The organism is Streptomyces sp. NPDC055140 (genome assembly GCF_053607285.1).
In genome coordinates this window covers 127,531-148,066 of the sequence record NZ_JBSGTG010000001.1, presented here as the reverse complement: position 1 = coordinate 148,066, position 20,536 = coordinate 127,531, and the positions used below count along the sequence as shown (strand labels likewise).

At 69.2% G+C, this 20,536-nt stretch carries 20 protein-coding genes; 11 read left to right on the top strand and 9 right to left on the bottom strand.

What is annotated here, in order from left to right; genetic code table 11:
- Nucleotides 1-60 precede the first annotated feature (60 nt).
- From ACWFR4_RS00725 to ACWFR4_RS00700, 6 genes are all read left to right on the top strand, one after another.
- Nucleotides 61-1,272, top strand: a complete 1,212-nt coding sequence (locus tag ACWFR4_RS00725) for a phosphoglycerate kinase (protein WP_453462032.1) — start codon at nucleotides 61-63, stop codon at nucleotides 1,270-1,272.
- 5 nt (nucleotides 1,273-1,277) lie between these two features.
- Complete coding sequence (tpiA, locus tag ACWFR4_RS00720) at nucleotides 1,278-2,054, top strand: triose-phosphate isomerase (protein ID WP_453462029.1); 777 nt, start codon at nucleotides 1,278-1,280, stop codon at nucleotides 2,052-2,054.
- A gap of 269 nt (nucleotides 2,055-2,323) precedes the next feature.
- Complete coding sequence (secG, locus tag ACWFR4_RS00715) at nucleotides 2,324-2,554, top strand: preprotein translocase subunit SecG (protein WP_100592391.1); 231 nt, start codon at nucleotides 2,324-2,326, stop codon at nucleotides 2,552-2,554.
- A gap of 252 nt (nucleotides 2,555-2,806) precedes the next feature.
- A complete protein-coding gene (locus ACWFR4_RS00710) occupies nucleotides 2,807-3,094 on the top strand; it encodes an RNA polymerase-binding protein RbpA (protein WP_007448238.1) in 288 nt (95 codons plus the stop codon).
- Nucleotides 3,095-3,250: 156 nt separating this feature from the next.
- Nucleotides 3,251-4,903, top strand: a complete 1,653-nt coding sequence (pgi, locus tag ACWFR4_RS00705; protein ID WP_453650077.1) for a glucose-6-phosphate isomerase — start codon at nucleotides 3,251-3,253, stop codon at nucleotides 4,901-4,903.
- 87 nt (nucleotides 4,904-4,990) lie between these two features.
- Nucleotides 4,991-5,470: a DUF2087 domain-containing protein gene (locus ACWFR4_RS00700; RefSeq protein ID WP_453650075.1), complete on the top strand. Its 480-nt coding sequence runs from the start codon at nucleotides 4,991-4,993 to the stop codon at nucleotides 5,468-5,470.
- Between the two features lie 64 nt (nucleotides 5,471-5,534).
- On the opposite strand, the gene pgl is transcribed toward ACWFR4_RS00700, so the two are convergent.
- Genes pgl through tkt form a run of 5 tightly spaced genes read right to left on the bottom strand, consistent with a single transcriptional unit; the run spans nucleotide 5,535 to nucleotide 12,173 of the window.
- Nucleotides 5,535-6,314, bottom strand: coding sequence for a 6-phosphogluconolactonase (gene pgl / locus ACWFR4_RS00695; RefSeq protein WP_453462020.1), 780 nt, complete (start codon nucleotides 6,312-6,314; stop codon nucleotides 5,535-5,537).
- Nucleotides 6,314-7,399, bottom strand: a complete 1,086-nt coding sequence (opcA, locus tag ACWFR4_RS00690) for a glucose-6-phosphate dehydrogenase assembly protein OpcA (protein ID WP_453650073.1) — start codon at nucleotides 7,397-7,399, stop codon at nucleotides 6,314-6,316. Before opcA ends, pgl begins: the two co-directional genes overlap by 1 nt.
- Nucleotides 7,396-8,928 carry a glucose-6-phosphate dehydrogenase gene (zwf, locus tag ACWFR4_RS00685; protein WP_453650071.1) on the bottom strand — a complete coding sequence of 511 codons (1,533 nt, stop codon included), beginning with the start codon at nucleotides 8,926-8,928 and terminating at the stop codon, nucleotides 7,396-7,398. Before zwf ends, opcA begins: the two co-directional genes overlap by 4 nt.
- Nucleotides 8,929-8,932: 4 nt before the next feature.
- Nucleotides 8,933-10,051, bottom strand: coding sequence for a transaldolase (gene tal / locus ACWFR4_RS00680; RefSeq protein WP_453462011.1), 1,119 nt, complete (start codon nucleotides 10,049-10,051; stop codon nucleotides 8,933-8,935).
- A gap of 34 nt (nucleotides 10,052-10,085) precedes the next feature.
- Nucleotides 10,086-12,173 (bottom strand): transketolase, encoded by a 2,088-nt coding sequence (tkt, locus tag ACWFR4_RS00675; RefSeq protein ID WP_453462008.1) that lies wholly within the window; start codon nucleotides 12,171-12,173, stop codon nucleotides 10,086-10,088.
- Between the two features lie 311 nt (nucleotides 12,174-12,484).
- On the opposite strand from tkt, the gene ACWFR4_RS00670 reads away from it, so the two are divergent.
- From ACWFR4_RS00670 to ACWFR4_RS00660, 3 genes are all read left to right on the top strand, one after another.
- Nucleotides 12,485-13,438, top strand: coding sequence for a heme o synthase (locus tag ACWFR4_RS00670; RefSeq protein ID WP_453462006.1), 954 nt, complete (start codon nucleotides 12,485-12,487; stop codon nucleotides 13,436-13,438).
- Between the two features lie 95 nt (nucleotides 13,439-13,533).
- Complete coding sequence (locus ACWFR4_RS00665) at nucleotides 13,534-13,881, top strand: hypothetical protein (protein ID WP_266565591.1); 348 nt, start codon at nucleotides 13,534-13,536, stop codon at nucleotides 13,879-13,881.
- Between the two features lie 95 nt (nucleotides 13,882-13,976).
- Complete coding sequence (locus ACWFR4_RS00660) at nucleotides 13,977-15,107, top strand: amidohydrolase family protein (RefSeq protein ID WP_453462000.1); 1,131 nt, start codon at nucleotides 13,977-13,979, stop codon at nucleotides 15,105-15,107.
- A gap of 22 nt (nucleotides 15,108-15,129) precedes the next feature.
- On the opposite strand, the gene ACWFR4_RS00655 is transcribed toward ACWFR4_RS00660, so the two are convergent.
- The 4 genes from ACWFR4_RS00655 to ACWFR4_RS00640 form a co-directional block, all read right to left on the bottom strand.
- The gene (locus ACWFR4_RS00655) at nucleotides 15,130-16,134 is read right to left on the bottom strand and encodes a COX15/CtaA family protein (protein ID WP_453650069.1); all 1,005 of its coding nucleotides are present in this window, start codon (nucleotides 16,132-16,134) and stop codon (nucleotides 15,130-15,132) included.
- Between the two features lie 78 nt (nucleotides 16,135-16,212).
- Nucleotides 16,213-16,983, bottom strand: a complete 771-nt coding sequence (locus tag ACWFR4_RS00650; RefSeq protein ID WP_453650067.1) for an ABC transporter permease — start codon at nucleotides 16,981-16,983, stop codon at nucleotides 16,213-16,215.
- A gap of 88 nt (nucleotides 16,984-17,071) precedes the next feature.
- On the bottom strand, nucleotides 17,072-17,995 hold the full coding sequence (locus ACWFR4_RS00645; RefSeq protein WP_453461992.1) for an ABC transporter ATP-binding protein: 924 nt from the start codon (nucleotides 17,993-17,995) through the stop codon (nucleotides 17,072-17,074).
- Between the two features lie 11 nt (nucleotides 17,996-18,006).
- Nucleotides 18,007-18,159, bottom strand: coding sequence for a hypothetical protein (locus tag ACWFR4_RS00640; RefSeq protein ID WP_453461989.1), 153 nt, complete (start codon nucleotides 18,157-18,159; stop codon nucleotides 18,007-18,009).
- Nucleotides 18,160-18,320: 161 nt separating this feature from the next.
- Between ACWFR4_RS00640 and ACWFR4_RS00635 the strand changes: the two genes are divergently transcribed.
- Nucleotides 18,321-19,082 carry a helix-turn-helix transcriptional regulator gene (locus tag ACWFR4_RS00635; RefSeq protein WP_453461987.1) on the top strand — a complete coding sequence of 254 codons (762 nt, stop codon included), beginning with the start codon at nucleotides 18,321-18,323 and terminating at the stop codon, nucleotides 19,080-19,082.
- Nucleotides 19,079-20,503: a Fe-S cluster assembly protein SufB gene (gene sufB, locus ACWFR4_RS00630; protein ID WP_453461984.1), complete on the top strand. Its 1,425-nt coding sequence runs from the start codon at nucleotides 19,079-19,081 to the stop codon at nucleotides 20,501-20,503. The genes ACWFR4_RS00635 and sufB overlap by 4 nt, the downstream gene beginning before the upstream one ends.
- The last annotated feature ends 33 nt before the right edge of the window (nucleotides 20,504-20,536 follow it).

Sequence of the window (20,536 nt, the reverse complement as noted above, 5' to 3'; positions counted from 1 at the left end):
CGCCGCGCCGTCCGGGCCCTGTTGTGCGTCAGCCCAACCAAGAAGCCCAGGAGTCCAGCCATGAAGACGATCGACGAACTTCTCGCCGAAGGGGTCGAGGGCAAGCGGGTCTTCGTCCGCGCCGACCTCAACGTGCCTCTCGCCGACGGCAAGATCACCGACGACGGCCGCATCCGCGCCGTCCTGCCCACCGTCAAGGCCCTGGCCGACGGGGGCGCCAAGGTGATCGTCGCCTCCCACCTGGGCCGCCCCAAGGGAGCCCCGGACCCGGCGTTCTCGCTGCTCCCGGCCGCCGAGCGCCTCGCCGAGCTCCTCGGTAAGCCGGTCGCGTTCGCCCAGGACACCGTCGGCCCCGCCGCCCACGACGCGGTGGACGGTCTGGAGCCCGGCCAGGTCGCCGTCATCGAGAACCTCCGCTTCAACGCCGGTGAGACGTCGAAGGACGACACCGAGCGCGGCGAGTTCGCCGACCAGCTGGCCGCCCTGGCCGATGTCTACGTGGGCGACGGCTTCGGCGCAGTGCACCGCAAGCACGCCTCCGTGTACGACCTGCCGGCCCGCCTGCCGCACTACGCCGGCTACCTCATCGCCACCGAGGTCGGCGTCCTGAAGAAGCTCACCGACGAGGTCAAGCGGCCGTACGTCGTGGCGCTCGGCGGGGCCAAGGTCTCCGACAAGCTCGCCGTCATCGACCAGCTGCTCGGCAAGGCCGACCGCCTGCTCATCGGCGGCGGCATGGCCTACACCTTCCTCAAGGCTCAGGGCCACGAGGTCGGCATCTCCCTCCTCCAGGAGGACCAGATCCCGGCCGTCGAGGAGTACATCAAGCGCGCCGAGGACAACGGCGTCGAGCTGGTGCTCCCCGTGGACGTCCTGGTCTCGCCGGACTTCCCCGACCTCAAGACCAAGGCCCCGGCCAATCCCACCACCGTCGCCGCGGACGCCATCCCGGCCGACCAGGAGGGTCTCGACATCGGTCCGGAGACCCGCAAGCTGTACGCATCGAAGCTCGCCGACGCCGGGACCGTCTTCTGGAACGGCCCGATGGGCGTCTTCGAGCACCCCGACTACGCCGAGGGCACCAAGGAGGTCGCCCAGGCGCTCCTCGACTCCCCGGCCTTCACGGTGGTCGGCGGTGGCGACTCCGCCGCGGCCGTCCGGCTCCTTGGCTTCGACGAGAATGCATTCGGCCACATCTCGACCGGCGGCGGCGCCTCCCTCGAATACCTTGAGGGCAAGACGCTCCCCGGCCTTGCCGCACTGGAGGACTGACCTCAATGACCACCCGCACGCCGCTGATGGCGGGCAACTGGAAGATGAACCTCAACCACCTCGAGGCCATCGCCCACGTCCAGAAGCTCGCCTTCGCGCTGGCCGACAAGGACTACGACGCCGTCGAGGTCGCGGTCCTGCCGCCCTTCACCGACCTGCGCTCCGTACAGACCCTGGTCGACGGCGACAAGCTCAAGATCAAGTACGGCGCCCAGGACATCTCCGCCCACGACTCCGGTGCCTACACCGGTGAGATCTCGGGCCCGATGCTCGCCAAGCTCAAGTGCACGTACGTGGCGGTCGGCCACTCCGAGCGCCGGCAGTACCACGACGAGACCGACGAGGTCTGCAACACCAAGGTGAAGGCCGCCTTCAAGCACGGCCTGACCCCGATCCTGTGCGTCGGCGAGGAGCTCCACGTCCGCGAGGCGGGCAACCACGTCGCGCACACGCTGTCGCAGGTCGAGGGCGGTCTCAAGGACATCCCGGCCGAGCAGGCCGAGACCGTCGTGATCGCGTACGAGCCGGTCTGGGCGATCGGCACCGGCAAGGTCTGCGGCGCCGACGACGCCCAGGAGGTCTGCGGGGCGATCCGTGGCAAGCTCGCCGAGCTGTACTCCCAGGAGCTGGCCGACAAGGTCCGCATCCAGTACGGCGGCTCGGTGAAGTCCGGGAACGTCGCGGAGATCATGTCGAAGCCCGACGTCGACGGCGCCCTCGTCGGCGGCGCGGCGCTCGACGCCGAGGAGTTCGTCAAGATCATCCGGTTCCGCGACCAGTGAGCCGCAGGGGCGCGTCCTTGTCGAGAGGGCGAGCGCGCAAAGGCCCGAAGGGTTGAGCGCGGTCGGCCACTCGACACCGACACGGAGCGCCCCGGAGGCGAACGAACAGGTTGCGAGTATGCGGTAGCGGCGTTACGTCGTACCCTTGCGGGGGCCGGGTGGCTTTCCACCGGGCCCCCGCAGCACGTATAAGTCGCAGTACGGATACATCGCAGTACGTATCAGTTCAGTCCGAGAGAATTGCCAGGAAGTAGGGACCAGCCGTGGTTATGGGGTTCTCGATCGCCCTGATCGTCTTCAGCCTGCTGCTGATGCTCCTTGTGCTGATGCACAAGGGAAAGGGTGGCGGTCTCTCCGACATGTTCGGTGGCGGCATGCAGTCGTCCGTCGGTGGCTCTTCGGTCGCCGAGCGCAACCTGGACCGCATCACCATCGTGCTCGGTCTGCTGTGGTTCGCGTGCATTGTCGTGCTCGGCCTGCTCATGAAGGTCAACAACTGACGCCGTCGCACCTGCACATCGCGCACATAAGGCCCCATGTTCGGTACGCGCCCTCCGGCGCGGCCTATCATGGGGCTTGCGTCTAGGGGCGGGGATGTAACTCCAATCACTGGACGCGCGTTGGGCCTTACGTAGACTGAGGCGCCCGCGGCGGAGCGAGACGCCGACAAGCTCCGCGGCACCATCACGCAGGGAGTTACGACCGTGGCAAGTGGCAACGCGATCCGAGGAAGTCGGGTCGGGGCGGGGCCGATGGGCGAGGCCGAGCGCGGCGAGTCCGCGCCGCGTCTGCGCATCTCCTTCTGGTGCTCCAACGGGCACGAGACGCAGCCGAGCTTCGCCTCCGACGCGCAGGTGCCGGAGACCTGGGACTGTCCGCGCTGCGGCTTCCCTGCCGGGCAGGACCGGGACAACCCGCCGGACCCGCCGCGCACCGAGCCCTACAAGACGCACCTCGCGTATGTGCGCGAGCGGCGCAGTGACGCGGACGGCGAGGCGATCCTCGCGGAGGCGCTCGCCAAACTGCGGGGCGAGATCTAGGACTTGAGCACCGGCCGGACACACCCAAGTGTCCGGCCGGACTCGTTCGGCCGTAGCGGTCCGGACAGATGCCGTATACCGGGCCCTGATCAATTAGGTTGGTCAAGCAGCGGGGCAAGGTACGTACTCAGGTACGAGAGAAGGCTGAAGTCCGAGATGAACGCAGAAAGCCGTGCCAGGCTCAATCAGATGCCCGAGTGGACGGCGCTCGCCAAGCACCGGGAAGAACTCGAAGACGTGCAGCTGCGTGAGCTGTTCGCCGCCGATCCGGCGCGCGGCTCCGACTACACGCTCCAGGTCGGCGACCTGCACGTCGACTACTCCAAGCACCTCGTCACGGACGAGACGCTGCGCCTCCTGCGCGAGCTCGCCGCCACGACCGACGTCTTCGGGCTGCGGGATGCCATGTTCCGCGGCGAGAAGATCAATACGACGGAGGACCGGGCCGTGCTGCACACGGCGCTGCGGGCCCCGCGTGACGCGGTGATCGAGGTCGACGGTGTCGATGTCGTCCCGCAGGTGCATGCCGTGCTGGACAAGATGGCTGCCTTCGCGGACAAGGTCCGTTCGGGGGAGTGGACGGGCCACACCGGCAAGCGGATCAAGAACGTCGTGAACATCGGCATCGGCGGCTCCGACCTCGGTCCCGCGATGGCGTACGAGGTGCTTCGTTCCTTCACCGACCGCGGTCTGACGGTCCGTTTCGTGTCGAACGTGGACGGTGCGGACCTGCACGAGGCCGTGCGTGATCTCGACCCGGCCGAGACGCTGTTCGTCATCGCCTCGAAGACGTTCACGACCATCGAGACGATCACCAACGCGACCTCCGCGCGCAATTGGCTCCTCACCGGTCTGAGGGCGGGCCAGGATGCCGTGGCCAAGCACTTCGTGGCCCTGTCGACGAACGCCGAGAAGGTGTCCGACTTCGGCATCGACACGGCCAACATGTTCGAGTTCTGGGACTGGGTCGGCGGGCGCTACTCGTACGACTCGGCCATCGGCCTCTCACTGATGATCGCGATCGGTCCGGACGCCTTCCGGGAGATGCTCGACGGGTTCCACCTCGTCGACGAGCACTTCCGTACCGCCCCCGCCGAGTCCAACGTCCCTCTTCTGATGGGCCTGTTGGGCATCTGGTACGGCAACTTCCACGATGCGCAGTCGCACGCGGTGCTCCCGTACTCGCACTACCTGTCCAAGTTCACGGCGTATCTCCAGCAGCTCGACATGGAGTCGAACGGCAAGTCCGTCACGCGGGACGGCACGGAGGTCGACTGGCAGACGGGTCCCGTCGTCTGGGGCACCCCCGGCACCAACGGGCAGCACGCCTACTACCAACTGATCCACCAGGGAACGAAGTTGATCCCGGCGGACTTCATCGGGTTCGCCGAGCCCGTGGCGGACCTGCTGCCGGGACTCGTCGCACAGCACGACCTGTTGATGGCCAACTTCTTCGCGCAGACGCAGGCCCTCGCCTTCGGCAAGACCCCGGCCGAGGTCCGCGCCGAGGGCGTGCCCGAGGAGCTCGTGCCGCACAAGACGTTCCAGGGCAACCACCCGACGACGACGATCCTCGCGAAGCGGCTCACGCCGTTCGTCCTCGGCCAGCTCATCGCCCTCTACGAGCACAAGGTGTTCGTCCAGGGCGCCGTCTGGAACATCGACTCCTTCGACCAGTGGGGCGTCGAACTCGGCAAGGTCCTCGCCAAGCGCATCGAGCCCGCCCTCGCCGAGGGCGCCGACGTGCCGGGCCTCGACCCGTCCACCAAGGCGCTGGTGGCCAAGTACCGCGAGCTGCGCGGCCGTTGAGTGCCTGAGGGGCGCATCTAATTGGGGTGCGCCGCTGCCCCCGGCGGGTGACACTGCTCCGGTCGCGTCACCTGCCGGGAGGACCCCATGGACCAGCTCATGTCCGCGCTCGCCGACCCCGAACGACTGAAGCTCTACGCGCGGATCGTGCTGGACGAGCTGGAGCCCCGCGACGAGGACTCCCCGGCCGTCCGCAAGCACCTGGGACGACTCGTCTCCACCGGGCTCGTCGAGCGACGGCCGGACGGAACGCTGCGGGCGGACCCCTCCGTGTTCCGCCGTGAGCGCCCGGCGGAGATCCATCCCGCCGTCCCGCGCCGCCTCACGGGGTTCTTCGCCCGCGGCCGCCTCACCTCGATCCCGGTCCGCGCCACCGTGCGCCACGAACTCCTCGTCCACCTCACGGACACGCTCTTCGACACCGAGCGCACCTACACCGAGGTCGAGGTCAACGACGCGTTCCGCACCGTCCACGAGGACACCTCGGCGCTGCGCAGGTACTGCGTCAACGACGGACTGCTCGTACGGGAGCGCGACGGCAGCAGCTACCGCAGGGCGCACACGTAGAGGCCCCGCACCAGCCAACTACGGTGCAGGGCCTCTGTGTTCGTGTCGTCTCGCGCGGCGATCCTCAGGCGACGTGCGGCGGATACAGCTCGGGCGGAAGCTGCGAGGCCGCCGCCGAGTCGAGCAGCCACAGCGTGCGCGAGCGGCCGTACGCGCCCGCGGCCGGCGCCTGGATCTCGCCCGCGCCGGACAGCGCGATCGCCGCGGCCTCCGCCTTGTCCTCGCCCGCCGCGAGCAACCACACCTCGCGCGCGGCCCGGATCGCCGGGAGCGTGAGCGTGATGCGGTTGGGCGGCGGCTTCGGTGCGCCGTGCACACCGACGACGGTGCGCTCGGTCTCCCGGACCGCCGGCAGCTCGGGGAAGAGTGACGCGACATGCGTGTCCGGGCCGACCCCCAGCATCAGGACGTCGAACGTCGGCACCGGACCGTGGTCCTCCGGCCCCGCTGCGGCGGCCAGTTCGGCGGCGTACACCTGCGCGGCGGCGTCCACCTCGTACGGGCCGTCCGAAGCCGGCATCGGGTGCACCCGGTCCGGGTTCAGCGGCACCGAGTCGAGGAGCGCCTCGCGCGCCTGCGTGTAGTTCCGCTCGGGGTCGCCGTCCGGCAGGAACCGCTCGTCGCCCCACCACAGGTCGAGGCGCGCCCAGTCGACCGCGTCCCGGGCGGGAGCGGCCGAGAGGGCGGCCAGGAGTCCGTTGCCGTTGCGCCCGCCCGTCAGCACGATGGACGCGTAGCCGCGGGCGGCCTGGGCGTCCACGATCTTCGTGATGAGCCGGGCCGCGGCGGCCTGCGCCATCAGCTCCTTGTCGCGGTGCACCACCAACTGGGGTGCCGTGCTCATCACTTGGCGGCCGCCTTCGAAGCGGACTTCTTGGCGGCGGACTTGGCGGGCGCCTTCTTGGCCGCCGCCTTCTTCGCGGGGGCGGGATCGGAAGCGGTGGCCGGTGCGGCCGCGTCGGCCGCGGGCTCCTGCCCGTCCGTCGCCGTCGCCCGGTCCGCCGGGTCGACGAGCCGGTCCACGCCGAACTTCAGCGCGGCCGCGTATGTGTCGTCCGGGTCGAGACGGCGCAGCTCCTCCGCGATCAGCTCGGACGTCTCGCGGCGCTTGAGCGCCACCGCGCGGTCCGGCTGGCCCTGGATCGACAGCGTGGCCAGCGAACCGTCCGGGCGGTCGAGCACGATGGCGCCGCAGTCCGTCTGCATGCGCACGGCCGTCAGGCCGGGGCCCGACGAGAGCGACCGCTTGACCGGCACGGAGAGCCGGCCCGCGAGCCACATGGCGAGCAGCTCGCAGCTCGGGTTGAACTCCTCGCCCTCCACCTCCACCGAGTTGACCTTGCAGGTCACCTGGTCGAGAGCGGCGGCGAGCATGGAGCGCCACGGCGTGATCCGGGTCCACGACAGGTCCGTGTCACCGGGCGTGTAGGCGCCGGCGCGGGCCTCCAGCTCGTCGTTGGGCTGCTCCGCCGCGTACGTGTCCGTCACGCGGCGCTGGGCGAGCGCGCCCAGCGGGTCCTTGGCGGGGTCGAGCGGTGCGTTCACCGGCCACCAGGCCACGACCGGGGCGTCCGGCAGGAGCAGCGGCAGGACGACCGACTGGGCGTGGTTGATGACCTCGCCGTACAGCCGCAGGACGACCGTCTCGCCGGTCCCCGCCTCCGCGCCGACCCGCACCTCGGCGTCGAGCCTCGACGTCGTGCGGTCACGCGGCGAACGGGAGACGCGCTTGATGACCACGAGGGTCCGCGAGGGGTGCTCGCGGGACGCCTCGTTGGCGGCCTTCAGCGCGTCGTAGGCGTTCTCCTCGTCGGTCACGATGACGAGGGTGAGCACCATGCCGACGGCGGGGGTGCCGATGGAGCGGCGGCCCTCCATGAGCGCCTTGTTGATCTTGCTGGACGTGGTGTCCGTGAGGTCGATCTTCATGGCCGGCGCCAGCTCCGTCCGTCTCGTGCGAGCATCTCGTCCGCCTCGGCGGGCCCCCACGTGCCGGCCGGGTACTGGGCCGGCTTGCCGTGCTTGTCCCAGTACTTCTCGATCGGGTCGAGGATGTTCCAGGACAGCTCGACCTCCTCCGTGCGCGGGAAGAGGTTCGAGTCGCCGAGCAGGACGTCCAGGATCAGCCGCTCGTACGCCTCCGGGCTCGACTCCGTGAACGACTCGCCGTACGCGAAGTCCATCGACACGTCCCGGATCTCCATGGAGGTGCCGGGCACCTTGGAGCCGAAGCGGACCGTGATGCCCTCGTCCGGCTGGACGCGGATGACGATCGCGTTCTGGCCGAGCTCCTCCGTCGCCGTGTGGTCGAAGGGGGAGTGGGGCGCGCGCTGGAAGACGACGGCGATCTCGGTGACGCGGCGGCCGAGGCGCTTGCCGGTGCGCAGATAGAAGGGGACGCCCGCCCAGCGGCGGTTGTCGACCGACAGCTTGATGGCCGCGTAGGTGTCGGTCTTCGACTTGGGGTCGATGCCGTCTTCCTGGAGGTAGCCGACGGCCGGCTCGCCGCCCTGCCACCCGGCCGCGTACTGGCCGCGGACCGTGTGGTCGCCGAGCTCCTTGGGCAGTCGGACCGCCCCGAGCACCTTGGCCTTCTCGGCGACGAGCGCGTCCGCGTCGAAGGAGGCGGGTTCCTCCATGGCGGTGAGGGCCATGAGCTGGAGGAGGTGGTTCTGGATGACGTCACGGGCGGCGCCGATGCCGTCGTAGTAGCCGGCGCGGCCGCCGATGCCGATGTCCTCGGCCATCGTGATCTGCACGTGGTCGACGTACGACCGGTTCCAGATCGGCTCGAAGAGGGTGTTGGCGAAGCGGAGGGCCAGGATGTTCTGGACGGTCTCCTTGCCGAGGTAGTGGTCGATCCGGAACACCTGGTCCGGGGCGAACACCTCGTGCACGATCGCGTTCAGTTCCTTGGCCGACTCGAGGTCGTGGCCGAACGGCTTCTCGATGACCGCGCGGCGCCACGAACCCTCGGGCGCGTCCGCGAGGCCGTGCTTCTTCAGCTGCTGCACGACCTGCGGGAAGAACTTGGGGGGCACGGAGAGGTAGAAGGCGAAGTTGCCGCCCGTCCCCTGCGCCTTGTCGAGCTCGTGCATCGTCGACTTCAGGCGCTCGAAGGCGTCGTCGTCGTCGAAGTTGCCCTGGACGAAGCGCATGCCCTGGACGAGCTGCTGCCAGACCTCCTCGCGGAACGGCGTACGCGCGTGTTCCTTGACCGCGTCGTGCACCTCCTGCGCGAAGTCCTCGTCCTCCCATTCGCGTCGGGCGAAGCCGATCAGTGAGAAGCCCGGCGGAAGCAGACCCCGGTTGGCGAGGTCATAAACGGCGGGCATCAGCTTTTTACGGGACAAATCGCCCGTGACACCGAAGATGACCAGGCCCGACGGCCCCGCAATACGCGGGAGCCGTCGGTCTGCGGCGTCACGGAGCGGGTTCGCTCCATGAACTGGGGTCAAGATCTCAGCCCTCCGAAGGGGCGAGGCGCTGGAGCTCCGCCTCGGTCGACTTGAGCAGGTCGTTCCAGGACGCCTCGAACTTGTCGACGCCCTCGTCCTCGAGCACCTGCACGACGTCGTCGTACGAGATGCCGAGCTTCTCGACAGCCGCGATCTCCGTGCGGGACTGGTCGTACGTCCCGGCGATCGTGTTGCCGGTGATCTCACCGTGGTCGGCGGTCGCGTCGAGCGTGGCCTCCGGCATGGTGTTGACGGTGCCGGGCGCGACCAGGTCCACGACGTACAGGGTGTCCTTGTACGCCGGGTCCTTCACGCCGGTCGACGCCCACAGGGGGCGCTGCTTGTTGGCCTGCGCCTTGTCGAGCGCGGCCCAGCGGTCGGAGGAGAAGACCTCCTCGTACGCCTCGTAGGCGAGACGGGCGTTGGCCAGCGCGGCCTTGCCCTTGAGCGCCTTGGCCTCGTCGGTACCGAGGGCGTCCAGGCGCTTGTCGATCTCCGAGTCCACACGGGACACGAAGAAGGACGCCACCGAGTGGATCTTGGAGATGTCCAGGCCCGCGGCCTTCGCCTTCTCCAGACCCGCCACGTACGCGTCCATGACCTCGCGGTAGCGCTTCAGCGAGAAGATCAGCGTCACGTTCACGCTGATGCCCTTGCCGATGACCTCGGTGATCGCGGGCAGACCCGCCTTCGTCGCCGGGATCTTGATGAGCGTGTTGGGACGGTCCACCAGCCAGGCCAGCTGCTTGGCCTCGGCGACGGTGGCCGCCGTGTTGTGGGCAAGGCGCGGGTCGACCTCGATCGACACGCGGCCGTCCTGGCCCGCGGTCGCGTCGAAGACCGGACGCAGGATGTCGGCGGCGTCACGGACGTCCGCCGTCGTGATCATGCGGATGGCCTCGTCGACGGTGACCTTGCGGGTGGCGAGGTCGGCGAGCTGCTGCTCGTAACCGTCACCGTGCGAGATCGCCTTCTGGAAGATCGACGGGTTGGTCGTGACGCCCACGACGTGCTGCTGGTCGATCAGCTCGGCAAGGTTGCCGGAGGTGATCCGCTTGCGCGACAGGTCGTCCAGCCAGATCGCGACGCCCTCTTCGGAGAGGCGCTTCAGTGCGTCTGTCATGGAAAATGCATCTCCTACGTGTCGTATATGAGCGTCAGCGCTGGGCTGCGGCGAGGGATTCCCTGGCGGCCGCGGCCACGGCGTCACCAGTGAAGCCGAACTCCCGGAAGAGGACCTTGCCGTCGGCGGAAGCACCGAAGTGCTCCAGCGAAACAATCCGTCCGGCGTCACCGACGAAGCGGTGCCACGTCAGACCGATACCGGCCTCGACCGCGACGCGCGCCTTGACCGACGGCGACAGGACCGAGTCCTTGTACTCCTGGTCCTGCTCGTCGAACCACTCCACCGACGGCATGGACACGACCCGCGTCGGGATCCCCTCGGCCTGAAGCTGCTCACGCGCCTCGACGGCGAGCTGCACCTCGGAGCCGGTACCGATGAGGATCACCTGCGGCCGGCCGCCCTCGGCGTCGAGCAGGACGTAACCGCCCTTGGCCGCGTCCTCGTTCGCCTCGTACGTCGGCACGCCCTGACGGGTCAGCACGAGGCCGTGCGGAGCGCCCTTGCCGAACACCTTCGTGTACCGCTTGAGGATCTCGCGCCAGGCGATCACGGTCTCGTTGGCGTCCGCGGGGCGGACGACGTTCAGACCGGGGATCGCGCGCAGCGCCGCCAGGTGCTCGACCGGCTGGTGCGTCGGACCGTCCTCGCCCAGACCGATCGAGTCGTGCGTCCACACGTACGTGACCGGCAGGTGCATCAGGGCCGACAGACGGACCGAGTTGCGCATGTAGTCGGAGAACACCAGGAAGGTGCCGCCGTAGATACGGGTGTTGCCGTGCAGCGCGATGCCGTTCATCTCGGCGGCCATCGAGTGCTCGCGGATGCCGAAGTGGATCGTGCGGCCGTACGGGTCAGCCTCCGGCAGCGGGTTGTCCGCCGGCAGGAACGACGACGTCTTGTCGATCGTCGTGTTGTTCGAGCCCGCCAGGTCGGCCGAGCCGCCCCACAGCTCGGGGATGACCGGGCCGAGCGCCTGGAGGACCTTGCCGGATGCGGCGCGGGTGGCGACACCCTTGCCGGTCTCGAAGGTCGGCAGGTGCGTCTCCCAGCCCTCGGGCAGGTCGGTCGCCTCGATGCGGTCGTACTCGGCGGCGCGCTGCGGGTTGGCCGTGCGCCAGGCGGCGAACGACTTCTCCCACTCGGCCTTCGCCTCGCGACCGCGGTCCAGGGCCTCACGCGTGTGCGCGATCACCTCGTCGGCGACCTCGAACGACTTCTCCGGGTCGAAGCCGAGTACGCGCTTGGTGGCCGCGACCTCGTCGTCGCCGAGCGCCGAGCCGTGCGCGGCCTCGGTGTTCTGGGCGTTCGGCGCGGGCCAGGCGATGATCGAGCGCATCGCGATGAAGGAAGGACGCTCCGTCTCGGCCTTCGCGGCCTCGATCGCGGCGAACAGGGCCTCGGGGTCGAGGTCGCCGTTCTCCTTCGGCTCCACGCGCTGCACGTGCCAGCCGTAGGCCTCGTACCGCTTCATGGTGTCCTCGGAGACCGCGGTCTCCGTGTCACCCTCGATCGAGATGTGGTTGTCGTCCCAGAGCAGGACGAGGTTGCCGAGCTTCTGGTGACCGGCCATCGAGGACGCCTCGGAGGAGATGCCCTCCTGGAGGCAGCCGTCGCCGGCGATCGCGAAGATGTGGTGGTCGAACGGGGAGGTGCCGGGGGCCGCCTCCGGGTCGAACAGTCCGCGCTCGTAGCGGGCGGCCATCGCCATGCCCACGGCGTTGGCGACACCCTGGCCGAGCGGCCCGGTCGTCGTCTCCACGCCCGTGGTGTGTCCGTACTCCGGGTGCCCCGGGGTCTTGCTGCCCCAGGTGCGGAACGCCTTCAGGTCATCGAGCTGGAGACCGAAACCGGCCAGGTACAGCTGGATGTAAAGGGTCAGGGACGAGTGTCCCGCGGACAGCACGAACCGGTCGCGCCCGACCCAGTCGGCGTCCGCCGGGTCGTGCCGCATCACCTTCTGAAAGAGGGTGTACGCGGCCGGTGCCAGGCTCATCGCCGTACCCGGATGGCCGTTACCGACCTTCTGTACGGCGTCCGCGGCCAGGACACGAGCGGTGTCAACGGCCCGCTGGTCCAACTCGGTCCACTGGAGGTCTGTGGTGGTCGGCTTGGTGCTCACCCTGGGTCAGGGCTCCTCTCCACATGTCGAATGCCGGTGATGATGGGCTCACCGGCTGTTGTCGAGCCTACCCCTGCGAGTACGCGCATTTTTTCGACTCAATCCAGACTGCCGGGCCGTGCCGGAATCCGCCTCCTGACAGGCATCCGCGCCGCTCGACAAGTGAAAGCGCGACCGCTCATCTGGGTGCTCCGAAACACGAACCCACCCCCACGAAGAGCCAGGTATAGGCAACGTCTACAGTGGCGTGGTACGCGCGAGCCTTTACCGGGACTTCACATCCGGGGGCTTGCTGGGAGTCTCTGTCAGGGGTGTGCGTGACGGCCGTCGAATCCCGTCCAGCGGGGCAACTCGGGACGAGCATCAGCCCGAGCCAACGGCCGTTCGGGGCCCGAGTCAAGGCATTCGTGGCGCTGACCAAGCCGCGGATCATCGAACTGCTGCTGATCACCACGGTTCCGGTCATGTTCCTCGCGCAGCAGGGTGTGCCCGACCTGAAGCTGGTGTTCCTCACCTGCCTCGGCGGCTACCTCTCCGCGGGCGGCGCCAACGCGCTGAACATGTACATCGACCGTGACATCGACGCGCTCATGGAGCGCACGTCGCAGCGTCCACTGGTCACCGGAATGGTCAGCCCCCGGGAGTGTCTCGCCTTCGGTATCGCCCTAGCGGTCATCTCCACGCTGCTGTTCGGGCTGACCGTCAACTGGCTGTCCGCCTGGCTCTCGCTCGGCGCGCTCCTCTTCTATGTGGTCGTCTACACGATGATCCTGAAGCGCCGCACCTCGCAGAACATCGTCTGGGGCGGCATCGCCGGCTGCCTGCCGGTCCTCATCGGCTGGTCCGCGGTCACGAACTCGATGTCGTGGGCCCCGGTCATCCTCTTCCTCGTCATGTTCTTCTGGACGCCGCCGCACTACTGGCCGCTGTCCATGAAGGTCAAGGACGACTACGCGCGCGTGGGCGTGCCGATGCTGCCCGTGGTCGCCTCGAACAAGGTGGTCGCGAAGCAGATCGTCATCTACAGCTGGGTGATGGTCGTCGTCTCGCTGCTCCTGACGCCGCTCGGCTACACCGGCTGGTTCTACACCGCGGTCGCCCTGCTGGCCGGAGGGTTCTGGCTGTGGGAGGCGCACGGGCTGCAGAACCGGGCCAAGGCCGAGGTGGCGGGCGCGAAGCTCAAGGAGATGCGCCTGTTCCACTGGTCGATCACCTACGTCTCGATCCTCTTCGTGGCGGTCGCGGTGGACCCCTTCCTGCGCTGACCCACCCAGGAATCTTTCCGACGGGCGGGGGGAGTGGCCAAGGCCACGCCCCCCGCCCGTCGCCAGTTGATCTACCTCTCAGTAGCATCCTGTTCATGGCAGACACTCAAGCGGTTGACGACCCGAAGCAGGCGGCGAAGGACGAGCGCAGGGCCGCCCGGCTCGCCCGGGAGATCGGGACGTTCGCCAAGCAGCACGGCGGGGCCGAGGGGCAGCTCGCGTACCTCGGGGAGCGCGGCACGCGCATCGCGCTCGTCGGCGAGGACGGCGGCTGGGGCAACCTCGTGGCACCCTCCGACGCCATCGCCCGCAAGGCCGTCGAGAAGGCCGGGATCACCGTCCGCGAGGACTTCGACGGCGAAATGGCCGCCAAGGTGAAGACCGGACCGTACGAGTGGACCCGCATGGCGGGCATCCAGGTCGGCGGCCCGAGCAACAAGTAGCCGCCCGTCCAATGCGTCAGGTGTACGAGACCAACACCTGACGCGGGTTTCACCCGTTAGGACCGTAGAAGCACGGTCCATCTACGGGAGCCCGGATGATCGATACGCCATCCCTCGTGGACCAGTACTGCCACGGGGTACTGCGGACGGAACTCGGCCTCGGCACGTTCGAGGCCCATCTCGGCCGGGGCGACCGCCCGCCCGCCGCCGGCACCACCTTCTTCGACACCCAGACCGGCTTCGCCGTACGCCGCTGGTGTCCGCCGCTCCTCGGCCTCGAGCCGCACTGCCCACCCGCCCGCTACCTCGCGCGCCGCCGTGAGCTGGGCGTCGTGGAGTCGGGCCGCAGACTGCTGCGGGGCAGCGGCATCACCACGTATCTGGTCGACACGGGACTGCCGGGCGACCTCACCGGGCCGCGCGAGATGGCCTCGGCCGGCGACGCGGACGCGCACGAGATCGTCCGCCTCGAACTCCTCGCCGAGCAGGTCGCCGACACCTCGGGCACCGTCGAGTCGTTCCTCGCCAACCTCGCCGAGTCCGTGCACGCCGCCGCCGCGAACGCCGTCGCGTTCACCTCCGTGGCGGGCGTACGGCACGGCCTCGCGCTCGCGCCACAACCGCCGGGACCCGGCGAAGTACGGGGAGCGGCGGGGCGCTGGCTCGCCGCCCGCCGCGTCGGCGGACCCCTCACCGACCCCGTGCTCCTGCGCCACCTCCTGTGGATCGCGGTGGCCTCGGGCCGGCCGCTGCAACTGCACGCGGGCCTCGGCGAACCCGGCCTGCGCCTCGACCGCACCGACCCGGTCCTGCTCACCGACTTCGCCCGCGCCACGGCGGGACTCGGCACCGACCTGATCCTGCTGCACGGCTACCCGTACCACCGGCACGCGGCGCACCTCGCCGGCATCTTCCCGCACGTGTACGCGGATCTGGGCCCGGCGCTCGCCCGTACCGGGGCCCGCGCGGCGGCCGTACTCGCGGAGATCCTCGAACTCGCCCCGTTCGGCAAGCTGCTGTTCTCCAGCGGCGCGCACGGCCTGCCGGAGCTGCATGTGGTGGGGGCACGGCTGTTCCGCGAGGCGCTCGGGCGGGTGCTCGGTGGCTGGGTCGCGGAGGGCGCGTGGTCGCTCGCGGACGCGCAGCGGGTCGCCGGGATGATCGGCTCGGTGACGGCCCACCGGGTCTACGGCCTCAGCGGCACGGGCGCCGCGCGGGGCGGCTGACCCGGGCCACGGGCTGTTCGGTTCAGACGCTGGAGAGGGCCGGGTCCGCCTGGGCCGGGACCTCCGGCGTGCCCAGTGGGCGCTCCCGCAGCGACAGCAGGACCCGCAGGACCGCGATCCACACCAGGGCCGAGCCCAGCATGTGCAGGCCGACGAGGACCTCGGGCAGGTCGGTGAAGTACTGGACGTAGCCGATGACGCCCTGCGCGAGCAGTACGAGGAACAGGTCGCGGGTGTGGTGCAGGGGGCCCTTGGGGGCGTCGACCGCCTTGAGGACGAACCACAGGGCGAACGTCAGCGTCACCACGATCCAGGCCAGGACCGCGTGCGCCTTGCTGATGGTCTCCCAGTCGAGCGGCATGCGCGCCACGTCGCTGGAGTCGCCGGCGTGCGGGCCCGAGCCCGTCACCACCGTGCCGACCATGATCAGCACCACCGTGGCCGCCGTCAGGATCCAGACGAGCTGCCGTACCGCCTTGCCGACGAGGGGGCGCGGCTCGGCGTCACCCTCACGGGTGCGCTGCCACATCACCGTGGCGACCGCGATCAGCGCGGTGGACAGCAGGAAGTGGGCCGCGACCGTGTACGGGTTGAGGCCGACGAGGACGACGATGCCGCCGAGGACGGCGTTGCCCATGACGAGCCAGAACTGGGTCCAGCCGAGCCGGGTCAGGCCGCGCCGCCACGGCTTCTGCGAACGGGCGGCGATGATCGCCCAGCCGACCGCGGCGCACAGGACGTACGTCAGCATGCGGTTGCCGAACTCGATGGCTCCGTGGAAGCCCATCTCGCTCGTCGCGGTGAGGGACTGGTCGGTGCACTTGGGCCACGTCGGGCAGCCGAGGCCCGAGCCGGTCAGGCGCACCGCGCCGCCGGTGACCACGATGACCACCGTCATGACGACGGCGGAGAGCGCGGCGCGCCGGACCGTCCGCTGAGCGGGGGTCCAGCGTTCGGCGATGAAGGCGAGCGGGTTGCGCACGGCTTGGGCGGCGTCGGCCGGGGTCACGTTTGGCACGGGCCCCATCGTAGGACGCCGCTTGTGCATGTCTTCACGAGGGGGCCGATCCGGGACGATTGTGACGCCCCGCACGTGCCGTACGGGCTACTCCCAGCGGAAGAAGCGCGCCGCGGCGCCCAGGCCGAGGACCGCCCAGACCGCGAGGATCCCGAGGTCGCCCCACGGCATCGCCGCGCCGTGCTGGAGAACATCCCGCAGTCCGTCGGAGAGCGCCGAGATCGGCAGCAGGTCGAGGACGGACCGGGCCGCGTCCGGGAACTTGTCGAGTGGCACGATGACGCCGCCGCCGACGAGCAGGAGCAGGAAGACCAGGTTCGCGGCGGCCAGTGTCGCCTCCGCCTTGAGTGTGCCCGCCATCAGCAGGCCGAGCCCGGAGAAAGCGGCCGTGCCGAGGACGAGCAGGAGCAGTACCGCGAGCGGGTTTCCCTGCGGGGACCAGCCGAGCGCGAAGGCGATCACCGTCACGAGGATCACCTGGAGAACCTCGGTGACCAGCACGGACAGCGTCTTCGCCGTCATCAGGGCCCAGCGCGGCAGCGGCGAGGACGCGAGCAGCTTGAGCACGCCGTAGCGGCGCTCGAAGCCCGTCGCGATGGCCTGGCCGGTGAACGCGGTCGACATCACGGCGAGCGCGAGGATGCCCGGGGCCAGGAAGTCCACGGCCTTCCCGTCGCCCGTGTCGACGATGTCGACCGCGCTGAACAGGACGAGCAGCAGGGTGGGGATGATGACGGTGAGCAGCAGCTGCTCACCGTTGCGCAGCAGCATCTTCGTCTCGAGGACGGCCTGCGCGCCGATCATGCGGGACAGCGGCGCGGCCCCCGGCTTCGGCGTATACGTACTGGCGACACTCATCCGCGCAGCTCCCTGCCGGTCATTTCCAGGCTGTGTCTTCCCGGGGGACAACCCCCGGACCCCCGGCCGGGGGCCGGCTGGGCCTTGTTCATCCGCGTAGCTCCCTGCCGGTCATTTCCAGAAAGACGTCTTCGAGGGTGTGGCGTTCGACCGAGATCTTCTCCGGCATCACACCGTGCTGCGCGCACCACGACGTCACCGTCGCGAGCAGCTGCGGGTCGACCTCGCCGCTCACGCGGTACGAACCCGGGGTGAGCTCGGCGGCCGCGGACTCCGTCGGGAGGGCCTTGAGGAGCGAGGCGACGTCGAGGCCGGGGCGTCCGGAGAAGCGCAGGGTGTTCTCGGCGCCGCCCCGGCACAGCTGCTCGGGGGAGCCCTGCGCGATGACGCGGCCCGCGTCGATGATCGCGACGTCGTCGGAGAGTTCCTCCGCCTCGTCCATGTGGTGCGTGGTGAGGATGACGGAGACGCCGTCGGCCCGCAGATCCCGTACGAGGTCCCAGGTCGCGCGGCGTGCCTGCGGGTCGAGACCGGCGGTCGGCTCGTCCAGGAAGACGAGCTCGGGTCGGCCGACGACGGCCATGGCGAGCGCGAGGCGCTGCTGCTGACCGCCGGAGAGCCTGCGGTACGTGGTGCGGCCGCAGCTGCCGAGGCCGAGGCGCTCGATGAGCACGTCCACGTCCAGGGGGTGCGCGTGGAGCTTCGCCACATGGCGCAGCATCTCGTCCGCGCGGGCGCCGGAGTAGACACCTCCGGACTGGAGCATGACGCCGATCCGGGGGCGCAGTTCGCCTGACTGGCCTACGGGATCCAGGCCGAGGACCCGGACCGTTCCCGCGTCGGGACGGCGGTAGCCCTCGCAGGTTTCGATCGTGGTGGTCTTTCCGGCGCCGTTGGGGCCGAGGACGGCGGTGATGCCGGCCGAGGCCTCCAGATCGAGGCCGTCGACCGCGGTCTTGGTTCCGTACCGCTTGACCAGACTCTGGATCCGGACGACGGGCTCGCTTCGCATGAGCGCCAAGTCTAGGGACGCGCCACGCGGCCCCGGCGGGCGGGGCCCATGGCGCTCAGGACCGGTTCCTCACCGGCCACCCCTGGGCGGACGCCGAGTGCGCGCAGGTCGGTGACGAGGGTGCCGCGCGTGACAAGTGGGCCGGTGGGAGGGGGTGCGGGCATGGTTCGCAGGCTCCTCGGGCGAGTGTGGCGGGTACCACCGAATTGATCGATCAAAGATCGTTTCCGCAGGTCATCTTAGGTATGCCTAAGTGATGCAGTGCACCGAAGATCGTCCCGGACCCCGCTTGTCAGGCCTTGACGAATTACGCAACAATGGCGTTGTGAAATACGTCGGCGAGGCTCAGGTGGCTCCCCAGGGAGCCCCGCAGGAGGAGATCGCGACCGGTGAGCGCTCGACGCGCAACCGGGTCGCCCGCTCCATCCTGGACCACGGCCCGTCCACCGTCGCCGATCTGGCCGGCCGCCTCGGTCTCACTCAGGCCGCCGTGCGCCGCCACCTGGACGCGCTGGCCGCCGACGAGGTCGTCGAAGCGCGTGAACAGAAGATCTACGGAGCGCGTACGCGCGGCCGCCCCGCCAAGGTGTTCGCCCTGACGGACTGTGGCCGGGACGCCTTCGACCAGTCGTACGACACGCTCGCCGCCGACGCCCTGCGCTGGATCGCTCAGCGCGAGGGCGGGGAGGAAGCCGTCATCGCCTTCGCCCGCGCCAGGATCGCCGAACAGGCCGGGGCGTACCGGGCGGCCGTCGAGTCAGCCGCCCCCGAGGAGCGCACGGAAGCCCTCGCCAAGGCGCTGAGCGCCGACGGGTACGCTGCTACGGCGCGAAGCGCACCGGTCGGCGAGCAGCTGTGTCAGCACCACTGCCCGGTCGCACACGTCGCCGAGCAGTTCCCGCAGCTGTGCGAGGCGGAGACCGAGATCTTCTCCCAGCTGCTCGGCACGCATGTGCAGCGGCTGGCCACCATCGCCCACGGCGACGGGGTGTGTACGACCTTCATTCCGAAGATCGCACCCAAGACCACCGCCCCAAAAAACGACACAAACGCATCTGCAAGCACCGCCGGGAGGAACCCCGCATGACGCTCCCCATCGAGGAGACTGCCCACCCCGAGCTCGAGGGTCTGGGCAAGTACGAATACGGCTGGGCCGACTCCGACGCCGCCGGTGCCTCTGCCAAGCGCGGCATCAACGAGGACGTCGTCCGCGACATCTCGGCCAAGAAGTCCGAGCCGGAGTGGATGACCAAGCTCCGCCTCAAGGGCCTGCGCCTCTTCGGCAAGAAGCCCATGCCGAACTGGGGCTCGGACCTGTCGGGCATCGACTTCGACAACATCAAGTACTTCGTGCGGTCCACCGAGAAGCAGGCCCAGTCCTGGGAGGATCTGCCCGAGGACATCAAGAACACGTACGACAAGCTCGGCATCCCCGAGGCGGAGAAGCAGCGCCTCGTCGCCGGTGTCGCGGCCCAGTACGAGTCCGAGGTCGTCTACCACCAGATCCGCGAGGACCTGGAGGAGCAGGGCGTCATCTTCCTGGACACCGACACGGCCCTGAAGGAGCACCCGGAGCTCTTCAAGGAGTACTTCGGCACGGTCATCCCGGTCGGCGACAACAAGTTCGCGTCGCTGAACTCGGCCGTGTGGTCCGGCGGATCCTTCATCTACGTCCCCAAGGGCGTGCAGGTCGAGATCCCGCTCCAGGCTTACTTCCGTATCAACACGGAGAACATGGGCCAGTTCGAGCGGACGCTGATCATCGTCGACGAGGGCGCCTACGTCCACTACGTCGAGGGCTGCACGGCGCCGATCTACCAGTCGGACTCCCTGCACTCCGCGGTGGTCGAGATCATCGTGAAGAAGGGCGCCCGCTGCCGTTACACGACGATCCAGAACTGGTCGAACAACGTCTACAACCTGGTCACCAAGCGTGCCGTGGCGTACGAAGGCGCGACCATGGAGTGGATCGACGGCAACATCGGCTCCAAGGTCACCATGAAGTACCCGGCCGTCTACCTGATGGGCGAGCACGCCAAGGGCGAGACCCTGTCCATCGCCTTCGCGGGCGAGGGGCAGCACCAGGACGCCGGCTCCAAGATGGTCCACATGGCGCCCAACACCTCCTCCAACATCGTGTCGAAGTCGGTGGCCCGTGGCGGCGGCCGTACCTCGTACCGCGGTCTGGTCGAGATCGGTGAGGGTGCCGCCGGCTCCAAGTCGAACGTGCTGTGCGACGCGCTGCTCGTCGACACGATCTCCCGCTCCGACACGTACCCGTACGTCGACGTCCGCGAGGACGACGTGTCCATGGGCCACGAGGCGACGGTCTCCAAGGTCTCCGACGACCAGCTCTTCTACCTGATGAGCCGCGGTATGACGGAGTTCGAGGCGATGGCGATGATCGTGCGCGGCTTCGTCGAGCCGATCGCGAAGGAGCTGCCGATGGAGTACGCCCTCGAGCTCAACCGGCTGATCGAGCTGCAGATGGAAGGCGCCGTCGGCTAACGCCGCAAGCCCGTCCGTCAGCACACGTCTTGA